Annotated in this window: 21 protein-coding genes and 1 pseudogene; 15 read left to right on the forward strand and 7 right to left on the reverse strand. The window is 51.3% G+C overall.

The window, feature by feature from the left end; genetic code table 11:
* Positions 1-141 precede the first annotated feature (141 nt).
* Entirely contained in the window at positions 142-1,332 is a 1,191-nt protein-coding gene (locus IE117_RS00175) for a hypothetical protein (protein ID WP_189562224.1), read from the reverse strand.
* A 486-nt stretch (positions 1,333-1,818) separates the two neighbouring features.
* On the opposite strand from IE117_RS00175, the gene IE117_RS00180 reads away from it, so the two are divergent.
* From IE117_RS00180 to IE117_RS00205, 6 genes are all read left to right on the forward strand, one after another.
* Positions 1,819-2,265 (forward strand): DUF1801 domain-containing protein, encoded by a 447-nt coding sequence (locus IE117_RS00180; RefSeq protein WP_189562226.1) that lies wholly within the window; start codon positions 1,819-1,821, stop codon positions 2,263-2,265.
* A gap of 175 nt (positions 2,266-2,440) precedes the next feature.
* The gene (locus tag IE117_RS00185; RefSeq protein ID WP_189562228.1) at positions 2,441-3,259 is read left to right on the forward strand and encodes a DUF3050 domain-containing protein; all 819 of its coding nucleotides are present in this window, start codon (positions 2,441-2,443) and stop codon (positions 3,257-3,259) included.
* 98 nt (positions 3,260-3,357) lie between these two features.
* On the forward strand, positions 3,358-3,735 hold the full coding sequence (gene crcB, locus IE117_RS00190) for a fluoride efflux transporter CrcB (RefSeq protein ID WP_189562230.1): 378 nt from the start codon (positions 3,358-3,360) through the stop codon (positions 3,733-3,735).
* 43 nt (positions 3,736-3,778) lie between these two features.
* The gene (locus IE117_RS00195) at positions 3,779-4,699 is read left to right on the forward strand and encodes a hypothetical protein (protein ID WP_189562231.1); all 921 of its coding nucleotides are present in this window, start codon (positions 3,779-3,781) and stop codon (positions 4,697-4,699) included.
* Between the two features lie 2 nt (positions 4,700-4,701).
* The gene (locus IE117_RS00200; RefSeq protein ID WP_189562233.1) at positions 4,702-4,938 is read left to right on the forward strand and encodes a DUF4160 domain-containing protein; all 237 of its coding nucleotides are present in this window, start codon (positions 4,702-4,704) and stop codon (positions 4,936-4,938) included.
* Positions 4,880-5,152, forward strand: coding sequence for a DUF2442 domain-containing protein (locus IE117_RS00205; RefSeq protein WP_229580069.1), 273 nt, complete (start codon positions 4,880-4,882; stop codon positions 5,150-5,152). Before IE117_RS00200 ends, IE117_RS00205 begins: the two co-directional genes overlap by 59 nt.
* 39 nt (positions 5,153-5,191) lie before the next feature.
* Here the strand turns inward: IE117_RS00205 and IE117_RS00210 are convergent, their stop codons facing one another.
* Complete coding sequence (locus tag IE117_RS00210; RefSeq protein ID WP_189562237.1) at positions 5,192-5,872, reverse strand: M10 family metallopeptidase domain-containing protein; 681 nt, start codon at positions 5,870-5,872, stop codon at positions 5,192-5,194.
* Between the two features lie 124 nt (positions 5,873-5,996).
* On the opposite strand from IE117_RS00210, the gene IE117_RS00215 reads away from it, so the two are divergent.
* The 5 genes and pseudogenes from IE117_RS00215 (at position 5,997) to IE117_RS00230 (ending at position 12,532) form a co-directional block, all read left to right on the forward strand.
* Positions 5,997-6,935, forward strand: a complete 939-nt coding sequence (locus tag IE117_RS00215; protein WP_189562239.1) for a ThuA domain-containing protein — start codon at positions 5,997-5,999, stop codon at positions 6,933-6,935.
* Positions 6,932-8,125: pseudogene (uxuA, locus tag IE117_RS26180) on the forward strand (mannonate dehydratase); the annotation flags it as partial. The gene IE117_RS00215 and the pseudogene uxuA, both read left to right, overlap by 4 nt.
* A complete protein-coding gene (locus IE117_RS26185; RefSeq protein ID WP_229580616.1) occupies positions 8,102-10,219 on the forward strand; it encodes an alpha-glucuronidase family glycosyl hydrolase in 2,118 nt (705 codons plus the stop codon). The pseudogene uxuA and the gene IE117_RS26185, both read left to right, overlap by 24 nt.
* A 29-nt stretch (positions 10,220-10,248) precedes the next feature.
* Positions 10,249-11,040: an SDR family NAD(P)-dependent oxidoreductase gene (locus IE117_RS00225; protein ID WP_229580072.1), complete on the forward strand. Its 792-nt coding sequence runs from the start codon at positions 10,249-10,251 to the stop codon at positions 11,038-11,040.
* Between the two features lie 67 nt (positions 11,041-11,107).
* Positions 11,108-12,532 (forward strand): Gfo/Idh/MocA family protein, encoded by a 1,425-nt coding sequence (locus IE117_RS00230; RefSeq protein ID WP_189562242.1) that lies wholly within the window; start codon positions 11,108-11,110, stop codon positions 12,530-12,532.
* A gap of 7 nt (positions 12,533-12,539) precedes the next feature.
* Here IE117_RS00230 and IE117_RS00235 read toward each other — a convergent pair whose 3' ends face one another.
* The gene (locus IE117_RS00235) at positions 12,540-13,331 is read right to left on the reverse strand and encodes an oxygenase MpaB family protein (protein WP_189564161.1); all 792 of its coding nucleotides are present in this window, start codon (positions 13,329-13,331) and stop codon (positions 12,540-12,542) included.
* Between the two features lie 343 nt (positions 13,332-13,674).
* Here IE117_RS00235 and IE117_RS00240 point away from each other — a divergent pair, with 343 nt between their 5' ends.
* On the forward strand, positions 13,675-15,315 hold the full coding sequence (locus tag IE117_RS00240) for a TldD/PmbA family protein (RefSeq protein WP_189562244.1): 1,641 nt from the start codon (positions 13,675-13,677) through the stop codon (positions 15,313-15,315).
* 6 nt (positions 15,316-15,321) lie between these two features.
* The gene (locus IE117_RS00245; protein WP_189562245.1) at positions 15,322-16,659 is read left to right on the forward strand and encodes a TldD/PmbA family protein; all 1,338 of its coding nucleotides are present in this window, start codon (positions 15,322-15,324) and stop codon (positions 16,657-16,659) included.
* 16 nt (positions 16,660-16,675) lie between these two features.
* Here IE117_RS00245 and IE117_RS00250 read toward each other — a convergent pair whose 3' ends face one another.
* Positions 16,676-18,133: an NADH-quinone oxidoreductase subunit N gene (locus IE117_RS00250; protein WP_189562248.1), complete on the reverse strand. Its 1,458-nt coding sequence runs from the start codon at positions 18,131-18,133 to the stop codon at positions 16,676-16,678.
* Positions 18,134-18,199: 66 nt separating this feature from the next.
* Here IE117_RS00250 and IE117_RS00255 point away from each other — a divergent pair, with 66 nt between their 5' ends.
* A complete protein-coding gene (locus IE117_RS00255) occupies positions 18,200-18,880 on the forward strand; it encodes a hypothetical protein (protein WP_189562254.1) in 681 nt (226 codons plus the stop codon).
* A gap of 121 nt (positions 18,881-19,001) precedes the next feature.
* Here IE117_RS00255 and IE117_RS00260 read toward each other — a convergent pair whose 3' ends face one another.
* A complete protein-coding gene (locus tag IE117_RS00260; protein ID WP_189562256.1) occupies positions 19,002-19,709 on the reverse strand; it encodes a response regulator transcription factor in 708 nt (235 codons plus the stop codon).
* A gap of 95 nt (positions 19,710-19,804) precedes the next feature.
* The gene (locus IE117_RS00265) at positions 19,805-20,647 is read right to left on the reverse strand and encodes an SdiA-regulated domain-containing protein (RefSeq protein WP_189562259.1); all 843 of its coding nucleotides are present in this window, start codon (positions 20,645-20,647) and stop codon (positions 19,805-19,807) included.
* Here IE117_RS00265 and IE117_RS00270 point away from each other — a divergent pair.
* Complete coding sequence (locus tag IE117_RS00270; protein WP_189562260.1) at positions 20,646-22,043, forward strand: AI-2E family transporter; 1,398 nt, start codon at positions 20,646-20,648, stop codon at positions 22,041-22,043. The genes IE117_RS00265 and IE117_RS00270 overlap by 2 nt on opposite strands.
* Here the strand turns inward: IE117_RS00270 and IE117_RS00275 are convergent.
* The gene (locus tag IE117_RS00275) at positions 22,015-22,644 is read right to left on the reverse strand and encodes an LON peptidase substrate-binding domain-containing protein (RefSeq protein WP_189562262.1); all 630 of its coding nucleotides are present in this window, start codon (positions 22,642-22,644) and stop codon (positions 22,015-22,017) included. The genes IE117_RS00270 and IE117_RS00275 overlap by 29 nt on opposite strands.
* Between the last annotated feature and the right edge of the window lie 34 nt (positions 22,645-22,678).

The raw sequence follows: 22,678 nt of genomic DNA on the forward strand, positions 1-22,678 counted from the left end.
CAGTGGAACTATCTAAGCAGTAGTTTTCTACTTGTTTTTTGTGTGAATTATAAGGTACTTGATCAAACCATTTTATAGTTGTTCGGTGCTAACTCGATCCGCTCTGGATCAATCTTTACCCAACTGCTGCCGGAAAAGTGCTTAGTCAAAGGTTCCCCAACCCTTGATTCGGTCGAGGGCCATCATTGCCTTTACAGGCAAGGGCTCTGCCCATATTACCTTGTTGTATCCCATTGTATAGCACATGGGGCTAACAATGCAGAAGAAGGCACTGACGAAAACTAATTTTCGGTACTCGGCCGGGGGAATACACCTGGCAAGAATCAGGTTGGCAATCAATAATAAAGGAAAGCCATACCCGTAATCTCGGTTGATGTCGTGAACAAAAATGCCGGTTATCAATAGCATCACGAACGCTACCGTCAGGGCAGCCAGCAGCCAGAACCTACCTGTGCGGTATAGCACAAAACCCGCTATCCCCAGAATCAGCCACATACCCTCAAAAGCGAACCACAAACTACCGCCCAGCCCCTGACGGTGGGCGTCCGCAAACATTACGGGTTCGCCAACGGTGCTGTAAGTGTGGTGAGGGAAATAAGTATCCATGATGTAGGAGCGGAATGCAAAATATACCCCCACCCCTGCTATCACTACCCAGGTTCTTGGTGTGAACGCTTTTTTCAGGAAATTACCGAAGGTATGATCCTTATGTTGGTTTGGTAGCGCCTCCTTGGTTGTCCACCACAGAATAACACAACCTGCACCTATCAGGGCACGTTCATCAGTAAAAAAAGCAATCTGGAGAAAAATAAAGATTGGCAGAGATTTACGAGATACGAGCGCCAGCATTAGAAAGAAATAGGCGAATCCATCACCATAACCAATCGTATCCACAAAAAACCAGGAGAAGATAAACATATTTGAAAGCCCCAGCCCCATGAGGACGGTCAGCACCCGGTCGCCGGTGCTTCGAAAAACTTCCCGTAGAAATAAATAAAGGAATCCACATCCTAGAAGTCCTTGTATAAGCAGAATGAGCACTGCGCTGCGGGTAATATAGAAGAGGAGGGGCAAGGTCCAGCGCATGATCATATTTTCGCGGCGGACATAGTGATCCAGGCCTGCCGGATCGAGGATATTATGCGATTGGTTTTTGATGAAGGCCCAGGCATCTGCGTCGGCCATAACTGAATAAGCTGGAACCGCTAAACACCACGATAAAATGGCGCAAAAAGCGGTAACCTTCCACAACCAATATTTGTCATTTGTGTGGGTCTCGATGAGCCTGGAGAATTGAACGTATTGCTGGGATAATGAAAAAGATTCTGTCACGCGTAATAGGTCAGTGTGGTATATGTCACTATCAAGTTTGTTATAACCTGTCGGAGAAGTTGAGTTCGATTTACAGCTAAATATCAGGCTCTCACAATTGGTCCGTGCCTCGAAAATTCTCTGGCTATCTTGCAATATAGGATGGCATTTGGCGAAATCAGCCCAACTACTGAACCCCCTTATAAGGGATGTTCCGTCCTAAAATAGGAAAAAAAGTATATGATGTGCCAGCCAATTTCCCATAACTTTGAAAAACAGAGCGTAAACCTTAAATTTCGAAACCAGCCTTTACATAGGATTAGGGAGTTGGTAATTTAGTCGAGGCATGAGCCAGAAACAACGACTCATCATCTCCATCAGGCCATTGAAATTTGTAGCCAAACCTGAACGCTGTCTAGATTTTTGACAGCGCGATTCAGCAGATTGAGAAAAAACCATTCCATAATGGGTTAAAGGAAAGGCAAACCCGCAAAGCCAATGCACGCGATGACAACCCCACTCTTAAAGAAATTTTTTTCCCTCGACACCAGCCCGGAAGTAAAATCCGTTTTCGAAAACTACCCTGATTTCGTGCGGGAGAGGATGGGAAACCTGAGAAGGCTGGTGTTGGAAACGGCAGATGAAACTGAGGAAATAACCGATCTGGAGGAAACCCTGAAATGGGGCGAACCCAGCTACCTGACCAAAAAAGGCAGCACCCTTCGGATGGACTGGAAGGAAAAAAGGCCCGGTCAGTATGCGATGTATTTCAAATGCACCAGCCGGTTGGTGCCCGCTTTCAAAACGGTTTTTGGTGACCTGTTTACGTTCGAAGGAGACCGCGCCATCGTTTTTCAGTTGGACGAGGAGGTCCCGGAAGTGGAGGTGAAAAGGTGCATTAAGGCCGCGCTGAGATACCATGAGGTAAAGCATCTGCCACTGCTGGGGATGTGAGGAAAAGAAACTGCCTGGTCAAATGTTCCTCTCCTCCGAATTTCTCTGGAATAGAATCCGCATCCAAGCTCTTTATGTGACAAACAGGCCGCTCCAACTCAATCTATAGACAAAACTTTAAGCGTAAGTATGAGTTATATGAACTACCACTTATACCCACTAATTGCCAACAACAATGATCACGCATATTGAGAAAATAAAAAGGGAAATCGAACCCTTGCGGCAGGAAATCATCAATCATAAAGTATACTCAGCTGTTAAGGATGTTGATGATTTGAAGGTATTCATGCAATACCATGTCTATGCCGTTTGGGATTTTATGTCGTTGCTGAAAGCCCTGCAAAATAATCTGACCTGTACATCCATTCCCTGGTTTCCGGTGGGTTCGGCTGATACCCGCTATCTTATCAATGAGATTGTGGTAGGTGAGGAATCAGACGTCGATTTGGATGGGAAAAGAACGAGCCACTTTGAGTTGTACCTGGATGCCATGAAACAGTGTGGGGCAGATACGAGGCAGATCGAAGGCTTTATAAATGAACTACAAGGAGGTAAGGATCTCAAAACTGCTCTTACTACGTCGGGTACTCCGCTTGCCGCCCGGGAGTTTGTGGAATTCACGTTTCAGACGATTGAGAGCAAAAAAGATTACCTGCAGGCAGCCGTGTTCACCTTCGGACGGGAAGATCTGATTCCGGGAATGTTCATATCAATTGTCAACGAGATACACGAAAAATTCCCCAACGACATCTCTATTTTCAAGTACTACATCGAACGTCACATAGAAGTAGACGGCGACCACCACAGCAATCTGGCCTTAAAAATGACGGCTAATCTGTGCGACAATAACGAGGCGTTTTGGACCGAAGCCACCGAAGCTACAATTGCAGCTCTGAAGAGCCGTATCAAGCTGTGGGATGGCGTCTATCAACAGCTTACAAACGAAAAAAACGCTGACAAGTCAATAAAGTCCGTAAACGGAACACTGGCATGACCGATTGATATCAGTACTGGCAGCAGTCGGGCGCGGCGAAGGCTGGCAACTACCCCAAACTTTGGCAAAACCTCCCGAAATCCTGCTATTTTGCCGCTATGAACAACCTCCTTCTTATCTTCTTAGGTGGTGGCCTGGGTAGTTTGGCCCGTTACGGAGTCGGACGCGGACTGGCGGCGTACTCAGTAAATTTGCCCTATGGTACTTTGGCCGCTAATGTACTGGCTTGCGTGATTCTGGGATTCTTCACGGGTTGGATGGCGCTGCGTGAGTCCGAACTGGCGATGCATTACCGCGCTTTCCTTGCCGTAGGCTTCTGTGGCGGATTCAGTACTTTCTCCACGTTTAGCAACGAGACCCTGGCGATGCTGCTGAACGATCGCTGGGGCGATGCCGTTATTAATGTCGGATTGAGCTTGATTTTCTGTCTGTTAGCTTCTTTTCTGGGGCTATGGCTGGGGAAAACAATGGTCTGATGATTCGGAAGAAGCATTTGGAAATTTCGTGACTCGATATCATATGAAAAAGCTAAACTCTTCACTCATTGTTCTTGCTGCCAGCGCGATCTGGGCGAGCTGCCAACTGGCGGGCGGCACTGACAACTACACCGCTCCGCAAAACTTCCGCGATTACTGGTACAACGGGCAGGCCGAAATCAGCCGGTACAAACTGGATCAGGTACAATACGGCGCGATCAACCCCGGCGAGGCCGTTCTGATTTTCGTGACGGAAGACTTCCGCACCGATAAACAGGTGAAGCTGGAATCGGACGCCAAGGACAAGGCGACTTCGGTACTTAAGCTCAATTCCATCCGCCGTTTCGTTACGGGGATTTACGATTATTCGCTGTACAGTTCAGTGTTTACGCCGATCAACACCAAAAAATACGAACGCAGCCAGAAGGTCACGATGTCATCCCAGGATTGGTGTGGTCAGGTGTATACGCAGCTCAACCTCGACGGCGGCAAATACGACGTGATGAAGCGCTCGTACTTTGAGAAGGACGCCACGGAAGATTTCAAGATCGACGCCGCCTGGCTGGAAGACGAAATCTGGACGCGGCTACGGATGGACCCGCAGGCTTTGCCGAAAGGAGAAACCAGCGTCATCCCGGCGGCTTACGCTGCCCGCATTGCCGGACAAAAGCTAGAACCGCAAAAAGCTGTGGGTACTTTGACCGATTATGCGGGCGATGCCTTTACCGGAAAATCTTTGCAACAGTATTCGCTGAATTATCCTGATGCTCAGCGCGAGCTTCGGATCATTTTTGACAAAGCTTTTCCTCACGCCATCGCGGGTTGGGAAGAAACCTACCCCTCGCGTGGGAAGGTACTTACGACCCGCGCCGTGAAGACGGAGCAAATCCGCTCGGATTACTGGTCGCACAATTCGCCCGGCGACACGACATTGAGGAATGAATTGGGAGTAAAGGGAATTTGATTATGCCGACGATTCTGATTCAAGACGGTTACCGCTTCTTTTTTTATAGCAACGACCATCTGCCTCAACATATACACGTTGAGAAAGCGGACAAAACGGCAAAATTCATCATTGAACCAGTTGTTTTGATAAAATCTGCTAAATTTAACTCCAAAGAGTTGAAAGCAATCAGAAGCATAATTGAAGATAATTCTGAACTTTTTAAAGCAAAATGGAATGAGCACTTGGGCAATAACTAAATCGCATAATGCCATTAATCTGTCATTTTCTGAAGACAAAATGGTCGTGTTTCTGGAAGACGGTAGAGAGTTGGCCGTGCCGTTGGAGTGGTTTCCTAATTTGAGGGATGCTACAAATGAGCAACTCGCCAATTGGCGTTTTATTGGCAACGGCGAGGGAATTCACTGGCCTGAACTTGATGAGGATATTTTGGTGGAGCGCCTGTTAGACTGATAGGTATCGCTTATTGCCTTATTTTATTGTTTTTATAAACTACCCCATACTCGTGCTGTGTCTACCAACTTCATCGAAAGTAATGTTTGAAAGCCGTCCGAGGTAGCCCGTTTTGTCGGGACGAATCGTGATGTTTTCGACGATCTGCTGTATCTCTTCTACCGTAACGCGCCGGTGGATAGGCTTCATTGTACCTCCTACTTCGCCCGCTTTGGCTGAGGGCTCCCATTGGTATTGCGCATCGACCAGCGTACCGCGCGGAGCCATAATCGGCGGCGGACTGCCGCTGCCCCGGTAGTCGAGGCGGGTTGGGTGGTCCAGCCCCATGCCGTGACCGAACTCGTGCGCAGCCGTGGTGGACTGGCCCAGTTGGTCGCTCACGATCCAGTGGCCCACGTTGTCGCCCAGACCGAAGCCCATGAACGAACGCGTGACGATATTCTCCTTTTCCAACCGGATGAAGTTATTTTGAAAATTGTCGTTTTGGGCGATGAGTTGCGTGGCTTCCTCGGTGGTGAGAAGTGCGTACTCAATGACAAAAAAGACGCGGTAGGACTTTCCCGCTAGCGTTACTTCCGCTTTGGGTTCGTTGTACATCCGGTTGATTTCTTCCACGATGGCCCGCCCCGCTTCGGGCGTAGCTTCCGAGCCGTAGAAAATCAGCCGGGCTTGAATTTGAATCGTTTTTTGGGTGGCGTCGAAGAGCGCGATAGCGGCCATTGGATAGTGTCAAGGGTTCTTTTTTAGAGCAAAACTAATTACGCCAATCCATCCGTTTAATCAAAAAGGGTTAAATTGAGGAAATTGCGTCCTTTGAGTAAATAAACTACAATTTTGCATGCAAATGAAAAATCGTTTCCTGGTATTCCTGTTCTGCGTATCCCTTTCCTTTGGCAAGATACTCCACGCGCAAAGCCTCGAACCCATCGCGTTAACCGACGCCTGGAAGGCCCAAATTGAAAAATTGGCCCCGGCCAAAACTACCTTTCCCACCAAGAAAAAGCACAAAGTCCTGCTCTTCTCCCTCTTCACGGGCTTCAATCACTGGGTAGTTCCACATACCGCCGCCGTAGTCGAGATTCTGGGCGAGAAAAGTGGCGCCTTCGAAGTAGTATCCAGCAACGACATCGCCATGTTTGAGAAAAATAATCTTAAACAGTTCGACGCTGTGGTACTTAACAACAACTGCTCCATCAATCCACGCCGGGATTTATTCTACGACAAGTTGAGCGAAAACAAATCGCTGTCGGAAGCTGAAACTACCGCCAAAGCGAAGGAATTGGAAGAAAATCTCTTAAGTTTTGTTAAGAAAGGCGGCGGCCTGATGGCCCTTCACGGCGGCATCGTAATGCAGAACAAGTCGATGGAATTCAGCGAAATGATGGGAGGTAGTTTTGATTATCATCCGAAACAACAGCCCCTCAAAGTACAACTGGCTGATCCTGGCAACCCACTGCTGCAAGCCTTCGACGGTAAGGGCTTTACCCACGTGGATGAAGCCTATATGTTCAATGTCGCGTACAGCAAGCAGGATTTTCATCCTTTGTTGTATCTCAATACCAGCGAAATTCAGGGTTTGAAGGGCGAAAATCCCGAAGCCAAAAAGTACATTTCCTGGATCAAGCGCTACGGCAAGGGCCGGGTATTCTACGCCTCGCCCTCGCACAATGCCCAGAGCTACACCGAACATCCCGCGCTGTTGAAATATCTGCTCGACGGCATGCAGTACGTCGTCGGCGACGTAAAAGTTGACGATTCACCCATCGGCACCAGCGGACAATGATTCATACCATGCGTTGGTTCGGGCCAAACGACCCGGTATCGTTGATGGACCTCCGGCAGGCCGGGTGCAGTGGCGTTGTGAGTGCTTTGCACCAAATTCCGGTAGGTGAGGTGTGGTCGGTGGAGGCGATTGAAGAAAGAATAAGGATTATCGAAGCCGACAATAACCGCTACAATCCGCTGAAATGGCTGGTGGTCGAAAGTCTGCCCGTTCACGAGCACATCAAGAAAGGACTACCCGACCGCGACCAGCTTATTAAAAAGTACAAGCAGTCGCTGATGAATCTGGCGATCTGCGGCATCAAGACGGTCTGCTACAACTTCATGCCTGTATTAGACTGGTCGCGCACCGCATTGGACTACACAATGCCGGAAGGGCAGAAAACGCTGCGGTTTGTGTGGGAAGATTTCGCGCTTTTCGATTTGTATATTTTGAAAAGACCCAATGCCGCCGCCGACTACGAACCCGAAATTCAGGCCTCTGCCCTGGAAAAATTCCAGGGAATGAAGCCGGAAGAGGTTGCCAAACTGACCGATACCGTTTTACTCGGTTTACCCGGTTCGGAGGAAGCTTTTGATTTGGCCGTTTTTCAAAGCCTGCTGGACGAATACGCTCACATCGGCGACCAGCAGCTACGCGAAAACCTGTATTATTTCATCAAAGAGATTGCCCCGACGGCCTCGCAACTCGGGATAAACCTGTGCATCCATCCCGACGACCCCCCGCGTCCGCTGATGGGCTTGCCCAGGGTAGTTAGCACCGAAGCTGATTTGGCGCAACTTATGGCTGCCGCCGACATTCGCGCCAATGGCATCACCTTTTGTACCGGTTCGCTGGGCGTTCGGGAAGACAACGATTTGCCCGGTATAATCGAGCGCTTCGGCGACCGCATTCATTTTGTGCATTTGCGCACTACTCGCCGCGAGTTGGGTACAAGAAATTTCCACGAAGCCCCGCACCTGAACGGTGATGTCGATATGTACGGGGTAGTTAAGGCTCTTTTGCAGGAAGAAAAGAGAAGAGAGAGTGACAACGAAACCAACGCCCAACTACCCATGCGCCCCGACCACGGTTTTCAGATGCTGGACGATCTCAACAAAAAAACCTATCCCGGCTATTCGGGTATTGGCCGCCTGAAGGCGCTGGCTGAGTTACGAGGACTGGAAATGGCCATCAAGCGATCCCTGCAAGTGGTGCTGCTGGTACTTGGTACTTGCCTGGGTTTTTCTGCATCCGCCGACGATGGCTACCGGCTATGGTTGAAGTACGATTTGATTAAAAACGAAGCCCAGCGAAAGCAGTATGCCACGGCTTTGCAATCTATTGTTTCGGGTTCGAGTACGCCCATGATTGGTTCAGCGACCAAAGAACTGCAGTTAGGCTTGCAGGGATTACTGGGAAAACAAGTACAAGTCCAAATCACGGCTTCGGGTAAAGCCGGAAAGATTATTTTGAAAATCGACCCGGCGGAGAAACTCGCCAACGACGAGGGGTACCACCTCTATAAAGCGAACTCCGATTTTATTATTTCTGCCAAAACTGACAAAGGGCTGCTCTACGGTAGTTTTGCATTTCTGCGTCATATCCAAACCGGACAATCTTTGGCGCAACTGGATGCTTCATCCAGCCCCAAAATCCAGCTCCGGATGCTCAACCACTGGGACAACACCAACGGCAGCATCGAACGCGGCTATGCGGGAGCTTCGCTGTGGAAATGGTACGAGTTGCCGGAAAACCTGGACCCGCGCTACACGGATTACGCCCGGGCCAATGCCTCCATCGGTATCAATGGCACGGTAGTGAACAACGTCAACGCCAGCGCGCGATTCCTGACGCCTGAGTATCTGCCCAAAGTACAGGCGCTGGCGGGTGTGTTTCGGCCCTACGGAATCAAAATTTTCCTTTCCATCAACTCCGCCGCGCCCAAAATCCTCGGCGGACTGGCTACCTCTGACCCACTGGATCCGAAAGTAAGGCAGTGGTGGGTAGACAAAACTAAAGAAATTTACAAGGCTATTCCCGATTTTGGCGGCTTTCTGGTCAAAGCCAATTCCGAAGGTGAACCCGGCCCGCAGGATTACGGACGCAGCCACGCCGACGGAGCCAATATGCTGGCCGAGGCACTGGCACCTTTCGGCGGGGTTGTGATCTGGCGGGCTTTTGTGTACAAAGCCGATCCGAATGGCGATCGCTTCAAGGCGGCCTACGAAGAGTTCAAACCGCTGGATGGAACATTTAAGGAAAATGCGCTCATTCAGGTCAAGAATGGTCCGATTGATTTCCAGCCCCGCGAACCTTTCTCACCACTTTTCGGGGCCATGCCCAAAACGCCACTCGCGCTCGAATTTCAGATTACGCAGGAGTACCTGGGCTTCTCCACCAACTTTGTTTATCTGGCTCCGCTCTTCAAAGAATGTCTGGAATCGGATACCTACGTGAAGGGAAAAGGCTCGACGGTAGCAAAGGTCGTGGACGGAACGCTGCACGGCTACGAAAAGACCGCCATGGCGGGCGTGGCCAATACCGGATCCGACCGCAACTGGACAGGCCATATGATCGGACAAGCCAACTGGTACGCCTTCGGGCGGCTGGCCTGGGACCACATGCTTACTTCCGAAGCCATCGCGCAGGAATGGACCCGAATGACGTTCACCCAGGACGAAAAAGCCGTTGCGATCATCACCGATCTGCTGCTAAACTCCCGCGAAAACTACGTCAACTTCACCACGCCGCTGGGCCTCCACCACATCATGGGCGAGGGACTGCACTTTGGCCCCCAACCCTGGCTGGCCCGGAGCGCCCGCCCCGACTGGACCGCCGTGTACTACCACCGGGCCGATGCCAACGGTATTGGTTTTGATCGCACCAAAACGGGTAGTAATGCGCTGGCGCAGTACGCGCCCGAAGTACAAGCCCAATGGAGCGACCCCGAAACTTGCCCGCTGCCCTACCTGCTGTGGTTCCATCATGTAGCCTGGGACAAAAAACTCTCGTCGGGCCGTACTTTGTGGGATGAACTTTGCCATCGGTACTACGAAGGCGCTGAGTCTGTGGTGCAGATGCAAAAAGACTGGGCAAAAGTGGAACCAGCCGTTGATCCGGAACTATTTGCGGATGTAGCCGGGCGGCTGGCCGCGCAGCGCCGCGAGGCGCTGTGGTGGCGGGATGCCTGCGTGCTGTATTTTCAGGAATTTTCTAAAATGCCCATTCCCGCGCCTTACCAAAAGCCAGACCGTACGCTGGAAGAAATTAAAAAGATAACCGCCACCTACCAGCTACGCTAGTTGGTATCCACATTAAATCTTTTCCTAACATGCCCGATAACATTTCCAGCGACTCTATGCCGCAACTCGCCGTATTTTCCCTAAAAAACAAACTTGCCCTCATCACCGGTGGCGGCAGCGGCATTGGCTTTCACATCGCAGCGTGCCTGGTGCAAGCCGGAGCCAAGGTAGTTTTGACCGGTCGGCGCGAGAGTGCCTTGCAAGAAGCCGTCGCCAAGCTGGGCGATCAGGCCGTTTATTTTGTTCACGACATTACTGAGCTGGCTACCATTCCCGCGCTGGTTGCCAGCATTGAAGAAGCGCATGGCCCCATCGACATCTTGGTCAATAATGCGGGCATTAATATGAAGAAACACGCGGTGGACACAACCGACGCGGATTTCGACCGAATCATGCAGACCAACCTCCACGCGGTATTCGCGATCACCCGCGAAACTGGCAAGCGGATGATTGAGCGAAAAGCGGGTTCCATTATCATGATTACATCCATGGCCGCGCTCTACGGGATCGACCGCGTGGTGGCCTATTCGTCGTCCAAGTCGGCGGTGGCGGGCATGGTCAAGGCGCTGGCTACCGAATTTTCTCCACATAATGTGAGGATAAATGGCATCGCACCGGGTTTTATAGAAACACCCATGATGCTCACCGCTATGGATAGCGACCCCGCCCGCCGTGACAAGGCGATGGACCGCACGCCGATGGGTACTTGGGGCAAATCCGAAGACATCGGATGGGCTGCCGTATTCCTGGCCTCGGAAGCCGCCAAATTCATCACTGGAATTTCTCTGCCCGTGGACGGAGGGAATTCGATTGGATTTTAGTTTGGCTGTCGGCCTTTTTTCGAAAAACACTGTATTTCGAACTACCTGAACTCTAACAAAAAAAGATATGAAAGAGACTAACCAAAACCGCCGTTCCTTTTTAAAAACCAGCGCTACCGGCACCGCCGGCATCATCGCTGCCTCCGTATTTCCGACCATCGTTCCTGCCAGCGTATTTGGCAAGAATGCGCCCAGCAATAAGATCAATATTGGGCAAATCGGCTTCGGGCGCATTTCCAGTGGGCACGATTTGCCCGAAACGATGAAGAACGAAGTGGCGCGCGTCATTGCTGTGGCCGATCTGGATAAAAATCGCCTGGCGATGGGCAAAAAATGGATTGAAAAGAAATACGCCGACAAGACCGGCCAGGACAACTACGTGGACGTAAAAACCTACGACGATTATAAGGAATTACTGGCCCGTAAAGACATTGATGCCGTCATCATCAGCACGCCTGACCACTGGCACGCGCAACCCGCCATGGAGGCCGCCGTGGCCGGGAAGCATGTGTATATGCAGAAGCCTACTTCGCTGACCATTCAGGAAGGCCGGATGCTGAGCGACATGGTGCAGAAAAAAGGGATCAAGTTCCAGCTCGGCAGCCAGCAGCGCTCCGCCGATCCCTGGCCGCAGTTCAAGCGTACCTGCGAACTGGTGCGCAACGGTCGTATTGGGGAGTTGAAAAAAGTGTACGTTGGCCTGCCGGGCGATCCGGCGGGCGGAAATCCCGAAAAAATGCCCGTGCCCGCTAACCTCAACTACGATATGTGGCTGGGCTCTACGCCTGAAGTGTACTATACGCTGGATCGGGTTCACCCACAGGATAGCCTGGGCGGACGAGGGGGCTGGTTGCGATTGGAGCAGTTCGGCGCGGGCATGATCACGGGCTGGGGTTCGCACCACCTCGACATTGCCCACTGGGGCATGGATACCGAACTCACCGGTCCCGTCGAGATTACAGGTTTAGGTTCGTTCCCACTGCCCGGCTCAGGCCTCTGGAACGTTCACGGCAGCTTTCTTGTAATGTCGAAATACGCCAACGGAGTGGTCATGGAAATCGGCGGGGACAATCCCAACGGGGTGAAGTTTGAGGGGACCGATGGCTGGATTTTCGTATCGCGCGGCAACGTGGGCGTGACGGCGTCTGATCCCGGCGCGGCGGAAGCCGCCAAGGAAAACGAATCTTTTAAGGCCAGCGACAAGAAAATCCTTGGCTCGGTCATCGGCGCGAATGAGGTGCACCTCTACGAAAGCCCTGAGCAGCACCGCAACTGGCTGGAAAGTATCCAAAATGACAAGCCAACGATCAGCCACGTCGAAATCGCCCACCGCTCCTGCTCAGCCTGCCTGCTGGCCCACACGGCTATGAAGCTGGGCCGCAAGCTCCAATGGGATCCCGAAAAGGAGCGGTTCCTCAACGACGCCGAAGCCAACTCGATGCTGTCGCGTCCGCAACGTGCACCTTACGGGACGACCTATGTGAAGGGGTAGTTTTGATCTAGTGAGTTGAGCTGATGCGTTGCTGCGAAGCGGGTACCGTGTCCAGCCTCATAAACTCATCCTTATACTTAGGCGGTAAAATGAGATTCTTCAAAACCCAATCGAGCTTGATGTGCCTGCTCAACTTGTAGAGGCCAAGCAAGGGGGTTAAAAGTGAGATGCGTCGCAAACCGAGCAACGCGCGCACCTTTGGTGGAACTACCAATATTTGTGCTTCCAGTAATAAGCGGTACCGTACCATACCCAGGTGGCTGCGGTACTGCTTAAACAGGTCATCCGTGTAGTGGCTGCGCCGTAGGTTTTGGTGAAGGTGAGATTGCCGCATCTCTTCCCAGTCTTCAAGAGTGTCGGGCAACCCTTTTACTCCCATTCTGCTGCCTACCCGGTAAAAGACGTCGAAAACCTCCTGCTTTTCGGGCCTGGTCAGCTTTCTCTCCAGCACCTCGAAGGAACGGATGGAGTAGTCGATGAGCAGAAAAAGTACATCACGGTAAGCCCAGTCAGGTATACTTGCGCCGCGCTTTGTTTCAACTGCCCCGTGGATTGTCGCTATAGAATCGATGGCGCGTAGGGCGGACTTTTTTTCTGAGAAGACAATCGTCCTCGCGTAGGAAACCGTTGAGAAAAGTCTGCCGAGAGGATCGGCAGACAGGCGTCCCGTAAAGTACAGCCAGTCCACCGCTTTGTTGAGGGCGAATTCGGCGGCGGCACCCGCAAATATGAAAAGAATGGTGTCGCTCTTTCCCCAAATCTGCCGCACCACCGAGTTGCTTTCAACAAAGTATTCCACACTGGCTGACCGTCCATTCTGATGAAATCCGGAACTACCAGTCGATTTAAATCTCTCCACTTTCTTATTTAAAGAACTTTGAGATTCAAAGTAAATGGATGTATTGTAGAAATACAAGGTTTAAGGTTTTTCGGTAAAGCATTTCAGAACGCAAGTACAGTCAGTAAATTGAACATCGGGGTATAGAACTTTGCCAAATGAAAAGCTTGACAAATTAGGGAAGAGCTACTTTATGAGGTATTGTGTGTATTTTGCAGGCCATGTAGATTGTCTATAAGGGTTTTGCAAAACTTTATTAAACTTCTCCTCACAAAAACCTAGATTAACCAAAAACCAATCAGCCATGAACCGAAGGGATTTTATGCAATTGACCGGAATGAGCGCGGGCGCTTTAATGCTACCGACGATTCCGGTGCTGGGCCGGGCCGTCACGCCCGAAGCGCTGCTTGAAAACGCGCTAGATGTGGCCTTGAAGAAGCGCCTGGCCGACGCCGCCCTCAATGCCGCCACTGCTAAAGGAGCAACCTACGCCGACATTCGAATTGGACGGTACTTGAACCAGTTTGTCGTCACGCGCGAGGATAAGGTGCAGAACCTAGTCAATACCGAGTCGTACGGCGTGGGCGTGCGGGTGATCGCCGATGGCTGTTGGGGCTTTGCCGCCGTGGTGGATGCCAAAAGTGAATCCCAAACCGCCAAGGCCGCCGAAGAAGCCGTAGCCATCGCGAAAGCCAACGCCAAGCTGATGAAGGAACCCGTGCAGCTAGCTCCGCAAAAGGGCTTCGGCGAAGTGAGCTGGAAGGCTCCGATCAAGAAAAATGCCTTTGAAGTACCCATCAAAGAAAAGGTGGATTTGTTGCTCACGGTGAATGACGCGGCGATGAAAAATGGTGCTAACTACGTCAACTCCGTGCTTTTTCAGGTGAACGAGCAGAAGTACTTTGCCAGTACCGACGGCTCGTATATCGATCAGGACATTCACCGGATGTGGCCGATTTTTAATGTTACGGCCATCGATCCCAAGAGCGGCAAGTTCGAGACGCGGCAGTCATTGAGCGCGCCGATGGGTATGGGCTACGACTACCTGCAGGCTAATCCGACGGACAGCATCAAGGGCATCACGACGCGCTATAATAAAGGCTACGACATGCTGGAAGACGTAGTTTCAGCGGCTAAACAGGCTAAAGAAAAACTCACCGCTAAGTCGGTCGAAGCCGGAAAGTACGACCTCGTCCTCGATCCCTCACACCTTTGGCTCACGATTCACGAGTCGGTCGGCCACCCACTGGAATTGGATCGCGTACTGGGCTACGAGGCCAACTACGCCGGAACGAGCTTCGCCACATTGGATAAGTGGAAGGCGGGCGACTTCAAGTACGGCAGCCCGGAAGTGACGCTTTTTGCTGACAAAACGCAGGTCGGTTCGCTGGGAGCCGTTGGCTGGGACGACGAGGGCGTCGATACCCAAAAGTGGGATTTGGTAAAGGATGGTGTGCTGGTCAACTACCAGGCTATCCGCGATCAGGCGCACATCATTGGCGAGGAGCGTTCGCAGGGTTGCTGCTACGCCGATAGCTGGAGCTCGGTGCAATTCCAGCGGATGGCCAACGTATCGCTCGCGCCGGGCAAGACGCCGCTGTCGGTCGAGGATATGATCAAAGACGTCGAAAAAGGCATTTACATCATCGGTGACGGCTCTTTTTCCATTGACCAGCAGCGGTACAATTTCCAGTTTGGTGGTCAGCTGTTCTACGAAATCAAAGACGGGAAAATCGCCGGGATGCTAAAAGACGTTTCCTACCAGTCCAATACACAGGAATTTTGGAACTCCTGCACCAAAATTTGCGACGAGCGCGACTACCGCCTCGGCGGTTCGTTTTTCGATGGCAAGGGTCAACCCAGCCAGTCGAGCGCCGTATCGCATGGTAGTTCCACCACGCGTTTCAATGGAGTCAATGTGATCAATACAGCCAGAAAAATATAAATAGCCATGTCCGTAATCCTAACCGAAGCAGAGGCCAAAGCCCTTCTGCAAAAAGTACTTGCGTTCTCTAAAGCCGACGAATGCGAGGCCAACATCCTGGGCGAACAGCGCGGCAATATCCGCTACGCCCGCAACGAAGTATCCACGAGTGGTGGGTTAATCAACCAGAATCTGGAAGTACAGTCGTCTTTTGGCAAGAAAGTAGGCACTGCCACTGTGGATGAATTTGATGATGCATCGCTGGAAAAGTGCGTTCGTCGTTCGGAAGAGCTGGCGCAGCTTGCGCCCGAAAACCCGGAGTACGTAGGTGTACTGGAACCGCAAACGTACATGAAGTCCAAAGGGTTTTTTGAGTCTACCGCCAGCGTCGACCCTGATAAACGGGCGGAGGCCGTGGCGATGAGTTTGCAACAAACACGGGATAAAAAACTGGTCGGAGCGGGTTTTCTGGATGATGTCAAAGGCTATTCGGCGATGATGAATTCCAAGGGACTTTTTGCCTACTACCCCAGCACAAATGTCAATTTTTCGCTGACCGTTCGTACCGAAGACGGGCAGGGTTCGGGCTACGTCATTCGTGGGTTCAGCGATTTTGACAAACTTGATACAAAGTCGGCCACGCAAATCGCCGTGCAGAAGTGCCTCGGCTCGGTGGATGCGAGGGCGCTGGAACCCGGTAAATACACCGTGATTCTGGAACCTACGGCGGCTTCGGTCTTGCTGGAAAATATCTTCTTCAACCTCGACGCCCGCTCTACCGACGAAGGCCGCTCTTTTCTAAGCAAACCCGGTGGCAAGAGCAAGCTGGGCGATAAAATCGTGGACGAGCGCGTGACGATTTACTCCGATCCTGCCAATGCTGAACTACCCGCCTCGCCCTGGTCGGGTGACGGACGAGCGCAGGAAAAAATCAACTGGATTGAGAAAGGCGTCATGAAAAACCTGGCCTATTCGCGTTTTTGGGCCAAAGAGAAAGGGGTGAAGGCAACGCCTTTTCCCAACAATCTGATTATGGAGGGAGGTAGTTCGTCGCTGGAAGACATGATCAAAAGTACCAAGCGCGGCATTCTGGTCACGAAGCTTTGGTACATTCGCACAGTCGACCCGCAAACGCTGCTGCTTACGGGCCTGACCCGCGACGGAACGTTTTTTATCGAGGATGGGAAGATAAAGTACCCCGTGAAGAACTTCCGTTTCAACGAAAGCCCGATCATCATGCTCAACAACCTCGAAGCCCTCGGCAAACCCGAGCGCACCGTCAGCACGGAATCGAACCGCAACTACCTGATTCCGCCCATGAAGATCCGGGAGTTCACATTCACGAGTTTGTCAGACGCGGTATAGGGAATATTGACTGGCGCTAAATGACCTGAATCAGCCCCATCAACCATTCGGGTTTGAAGAACAGCACCAGGATCGCTGCCAGCAGAATGCCCGAGATTATTTTTCCACCGGAAGAATAGATGGCAGGGAGGGGCTGGTTGGTGGCATTCTTGAAAAAAAGCAAATAGGGCAGCCGTAGGTAGTAGGCCAGCGAAATGGCGGCGTTGACGATGCCGCCGATGAGTAGCCACATCAGCCACGGCTGTTCTTGTTGCTGGTAGCTGTCCCACAAAGCGGAAAAAACCAGCCATTTGGCCGTAAAACCCACCGTGGGTGGCAACCCGGCCAAGGCTACCATAACTACCGTCAGTCCGGTAGCTACCAAGGCGTGTTGTTTGCCCAGACCTTTGTAATCGGCCAGCGGCGTGTCGGACCGGGGGAGGAGCAGATCCACCAGCAGGAAGGCCGTCATGTTCAACAGCAGATAAGCCGCGACATAAAAAGTAGCACCTTCGAAACCCAGCTGGTTGAAGGCTACAACTCCCACGATGAGGTAACCCGCCTGCGCAATGGAAGAATAAGCCAGGAGTCGGCGGGCATTTTGCTGCCAAAGCGCGGCGACGTTGCCTACGGTGATGCTCACCAGCGCGATGCCGCCCAGCAGCGGGAGCAGTTCGGCGGGAAAAGCCGTAGCCACGCGCATAAGTACCAATAGCACGGCCGCCTTGGGAGCCACCGACAGAAACGACACCAGAGGCGTGGGAGCCGCTTCGTACACATCGGGCGTCCAGACGTGGAAGGGGACGAGCGAAAGTTTGAAGAGTAATCCGCCCAGGGTCATCAGCATCGCCACGTTCATTACGAGTGGGGTGTTGGCGGCCAGGCCCAGCTGCATGGCTGGATTGGTGAAGTCTAAAGTACCCGTCAGTCCGTAAAGGAAAGAAATTCCGTACAGCATGATGGCTGAACTGATGGCTCCGAAAAGCAGGTACTTCAAGGCCCCTTCGGCCGCTTTTTTAGCGGGAGAAAGCGCCACGAGCAAATAGGAGCTTAGCGAAAGCAATTCCAATGCCAGATAGACCGTGAGCCAGTGTGTGGCCATGCTCAGCAGGCACATGCCCAACACAGCGGCAATGAGCAGGCCGTTAAGCTCCGGGGGGAAGCGGTAGCGCAGGAGTCGTATATGCAACAGCGTGAATAACCAGGCCGTAACGACCAGTATCTTGAAAAAAACGGCTTTGTTATCCAGGAAAAGCAAAGGCCGAAAGCGGAAATCGGGCGGCGTATCCCACTGGCCCGCAATCAGTCCCAGCGCAATGATGGCTCCCCCCAGACTAATGAAAAAGAGCCAGGAAGCGGATTTTTCTTTATCTGGAGTACGATTGACCAATAATTCCGCCACCAAATAGCCCAAAAAGAAAATGGCCAGAAATAGTTCGGGGACGATTCCGGCCAGGCTTTGACCGATCTGGTTGAGTTGTTCGTTCAGTTGCAAGTCGAGTGGAACAATTTTTTTGACAAAAGTACGGAATTCTCTCTCACCCCAAATTATTATGAAATCATGAAGAAGATCATAGCCCCCTTAATGGGAATTATATGCCTTGCCTCCGTGGCCCAGGCACAATTCATGCAGGACATCAACGGCCGCGTAGTGACCGAAATGGCCTATACCGATGTAGATGGCTCACCTTATCTGGTTGAGGAGTTTAACAAAGGTATAGTAAGGACAGCTAAAGACGAGCAGGTTTATGACGGCGTGCCAATGCGCTACGATGCTTATAAAGACGAACTGGAATACGAGAAAGACGGCAAGCGTTATCGTCTGGGACCGGAAATCATTTCTTTTTCCATACCCACGGGTGACGCACTTTATGAATTCCAACGAGGTTTTCCGGCGGTTGGCGATTTGACCGAAAATAGCTTCTACCAGGTACTGCACGATGGAAATACCAAGATGCTTAAACATTACAGCAAGCGGATGCGGGAAGAGAAAGCCTATAACTCCGCCACAGCTACGAAACGTTTTGACGATGTTGAGCAGCTCTACGTCCTCAAAGGCGGCAGAATGTACCCCATCAAGAAAAATGACAAGAAAGAACTCCTGAAATTATTGAGCGACGAGAAAAATTTGATGAACTACATAATCAAAGAAGAGCAGCTGAACTTTAAGACCGAAGGCGATATGGTGAAACTGCTGGAAGAATACGACGCGTACAAGGCGGGGCGGAAGGGAAGCAATTGATTGGGTTAAGCGGTTAAGCGGTTAAGCGGTTAAGGGTGAATGGGTAATCGACAATCATCCTGGCGTTTTTTGAAACTTGCGCGCCGGTAACCCTCAACCTTTTGACCGTTTACCCCTCTTTTTACTCCGCCTGGTCCGTAAACATATATCCCACCCCTTTCAGGGTTTTGATAAAGCCTTCGCCGAGTTTTTCGCGAAGCTTGCGAATATGGACGTCCACGGTACGTTCAAGCACATAAATGTCGGCTCCCCATATTTTTTGGAGCAGCTCCTCCCGGCTGAATACTTTGTTGGGACTTTGCGCAAGAAAAAACAGTAGTTCAAACTCCTTCTTGGGCAGGATAACCGATTTTCCGTTCTGCGTAACGGTGTAGTTTTTTCGGTCAATGGATAATCCGGCAATTTCAATCAACTCGCCGGGATCTGACTTCTGAGCTTCGCGGCGGAACAGCGCATTGATACGGCTCATCAGCGCGCGGGGCTTGATAGGCTTGGTGATGTAGTCATCGGCCCCGATCTCGAAGGCGGCAATTTCGGAATATTCCTCCGAGCGGGCGGTGAGAAACAGAATGTAGGTATCCCGCAGATCACTATCGTCCCGGATCATACGGGCCGTTTCGATGCCGTCCTGCCGGGGCATCATGATGTCGAGCAGGATGAGGTCGGGCCGGAATTCGCGGGCTATTTTCAGGCCTTTCTTACCATCAAGAGCCGTTTTTACTTCATATCCTTCCTTTTCCAGATTGTATTCCAACAATTCCACGATGTCTTCGTCATCATCCACAACTAGAATTTTCTGGGCGGGTTGGGTAGCTTTTGCGGCACTCATGCGAGGAAGGTAGTTTGAAGTGTATGCATGACCGAAATTAGTAGATGTGTAGCTTGGATTATCTAAGAAAAGGCATTCATAACATAAATTTAACATCAGCGCCGCCGGATTCGGTACATTTGTCCCTGCTCGTTAGTCATTAACAAGTCATTGTCGTTCAGAAAAATAAGCGCCTCCTGCTGCGCTTTCCCGATCTTGATGCATTCGCTGGGGCTATTGAAATCGATTCTCCCCTCCTTTATTTCAAATATCAGAATCCTGCCATAAGTGAGCAAGGCAAAGGCGGTTCCCGAAGGATTGATATCCGCTGCCGTCACCATGTCTTTTACCAGCACACTATCCTTAACAGGCAAGGTGTAGTCTCCCGGCTGGACAGGGGACTCGTATAGCTTAACGTATTGGTTGGTCTTACTTCGGTTTTTTGAGAAAAGGTAGAGGTGATTATTATGGTAAAAAAATGCTTCACAGTCGAAATTCCGGGCGTCAGGTACGGGTGGGAAGTCTTTTTGATCAGCATATTGGATGTGTAATGCGGCAGTGGTTTTGGCTCCGAGCGAAAGCGCATAGATCGTCAGGTCGCGCCGTTCGTTGGCGTTATTGCCCAGATCGCCGATGTAGAGCGTTCCATCGGGGCTTTGGGCCATGTCTTCCCAGTCTACATTTCGGGCATCCGGTACAGGCAGCGTGGACAGCAGGTTGCCTTTCATGTCCACTTCATAAAGTTCGGGTTGACCGCCGCTGTCGTTGTGCGTCCACAACGTGCCACGCGCGTCGTTACGGGCTAAGCCCGAACTTTCGTTGGCAATAGCCGGAAGCCTGCCTATTTTACTAACTTTGTGCGCCGAACGGGCTTTATCAAAGCCGTTTTCACGTTTGTCAGTACCGCAGCCACAAAGGGCCACTTTCAACGCAAACCAAAAATAAACAAACTTTCCCATGAATTCTTCCGCCGAGACCGTAGCCCACAAAGGTAAGAAAAGGCCCGCGTACATTAAGTCGGCGGCTATCCTGGTTACGCTCATTGCAGGGGTGTATATACTACATGCGCTGCACGAAACGCTGATTCCGCTCCTGTTCGCCGTGCTGGTTTCCATTCTGCTTTTTCCGGTTTGTGAGCGGCTGGAGCGCTGGAAGTTTCCCCGGATACTGGCTATCATCCTCAGCATCCTGCTATTCATTGTTATTATCGCCGCTCTTATCTGGCTGGTAACCATCCAGGTCGGGGCATTCGCCGACGAAATCCCGCGCCTCACTCAAAAAGCCGAAGTACTGCTGGAGCAGACGACTGCCATGGTGGAGCGCTATTTCAACGTAAGCCGTACGGAGCAGGTCAGCCGGGCCAAGGGGTACCTCATAAACGCCCTTGCTGAAAGTCGCACCACGTTGCTCAATACGGTAATGGCTACCACGGGCACTCTCGCCACGGCTACTTTGGTGCCGCTGTATGTGTTTTTCTTTCTGCTGTACCGCGATTTCTTCCGTCGGTTTGTCCACAAAGCATTTCACAAAGTACCCAAGTACAAACTGAACACAATCCTGAACAAAATATACGAGGTCATTCAAAGCTACCTGGCAGGACTGGTCCTGGTCATTTTTATTGTAGGAGTGCTCAACACCATCGGCTTGCTGATCCTGGGCATCGACTATGCCGTCTTCTTCGGTTTTTTGGCGGCTTTTCTAATCTTGATTCCCTACATTGGTATCCTGATCGGGTCGTTGTTTCCGGCTTTGATGAGCATCATCACCGAAGACTCTGCCTGGTATGCCGCGGGCGTCATCGGTGTGATGAGCTTCGTGCAGTTTCTGGAAGGGAATTTTATTACGCCCAACATTGTCGGTTCCAAAGTGAGCATCAACCCCCTGGCTGCCATCGTCATGTTGCTGCTGGGCGGGCAGCTCTGGGGTTTGCCTGGACTGATACTGGCTTTGCCGCTGACGGCTATTTTGAAAGTTATTCTTGATGCCAATAAAAGTACGGAGCCATTCGGATTCTTGCTGGGGGAACCTGGCAAAGAGGTACAAGAGGAAAAAGAAAAAGAACGGGTGCAGGTGCAGGAGGTTAGGGAGAACCGCCGCCGGCCCGGCAACCCGCAGCGGTCAAAACGCAAACCCCGATCAAAAACTCAGAAAGAAGACAAAGGCTTTGAGGTTACACCTGTCGATGAACCGTTGTCCATTGCGAAGGAAGCCCTCGAAGGGACTGATCTGGTCATAAAAACTGCCGAAAACAAACCGAATCCTCCCAAACGCCGCCGTCCGCAGCGGCGGAAGCCACGACCTGGCAACGATGGAAACCCGGGGGCACCTAAAAATTCAGGGGATCAAGATTCCTGAAATGACCGTTCATTCTGATGCGGCTCTTGGTCTGCTCCATTTCGGCCACGACCGGAATTACTTTTTGTAAATGCTGAATCAGAAATTGCTGCCGGGCGCTCTCTCGCTGTAAAGTAAGTAGTTCGTATTCGTCAGTCAGCGACAGCCCCACCTTGTGTGCTATCTGAAAGGAAAATGGCTTTTGCTCTGCGTCATATTCAACGGGGGTAGTTAGCAGACTGTAAAGAGTGTCCAGTAGTTCAGCCAATTGCGGCAGAGGCCGAATCAGGTCGGTTTCTTCGGGCAGGAAAGTGATTTCGCCACCAGCGTAAAGTTTATCCCCCATTGGGTTGTCGAACGTTTCCAGCTTAAACACTCTGATTCCTTCGGTTGAAATATCCATACTTCCATCGGGATGGCGTTCGTGCAGGGCGGTCACTTTCATTTCGGTACCGCACCCAGGCAGCCGGTCGTCGAGGAAAACAGGGATGCCAAACGTTTTTTCCTCTTCCAGGCATTCATTGATGAGCTGCCGGTAACGTTCTTCAAAAATATGAAGATTCAATTTTTCGCCGGGGTAGGCGACGAGATTCAAAGGGAAGAAAGGTAATAGGGTGGGCACTTTTAATGACGAGTGATGAATGATGAATGATATC

Origin of the sequence: Persicitalea jodogahamensis (genome assembly GCF_014651615.1) — a bacterium.
Taxonomy (GTDB): Bacteria; Bacteroidota; Bacteroidia; order Cytophagales; family Spirosomataceae; genus Persicitalea; species Persicitalea jodogahamensis.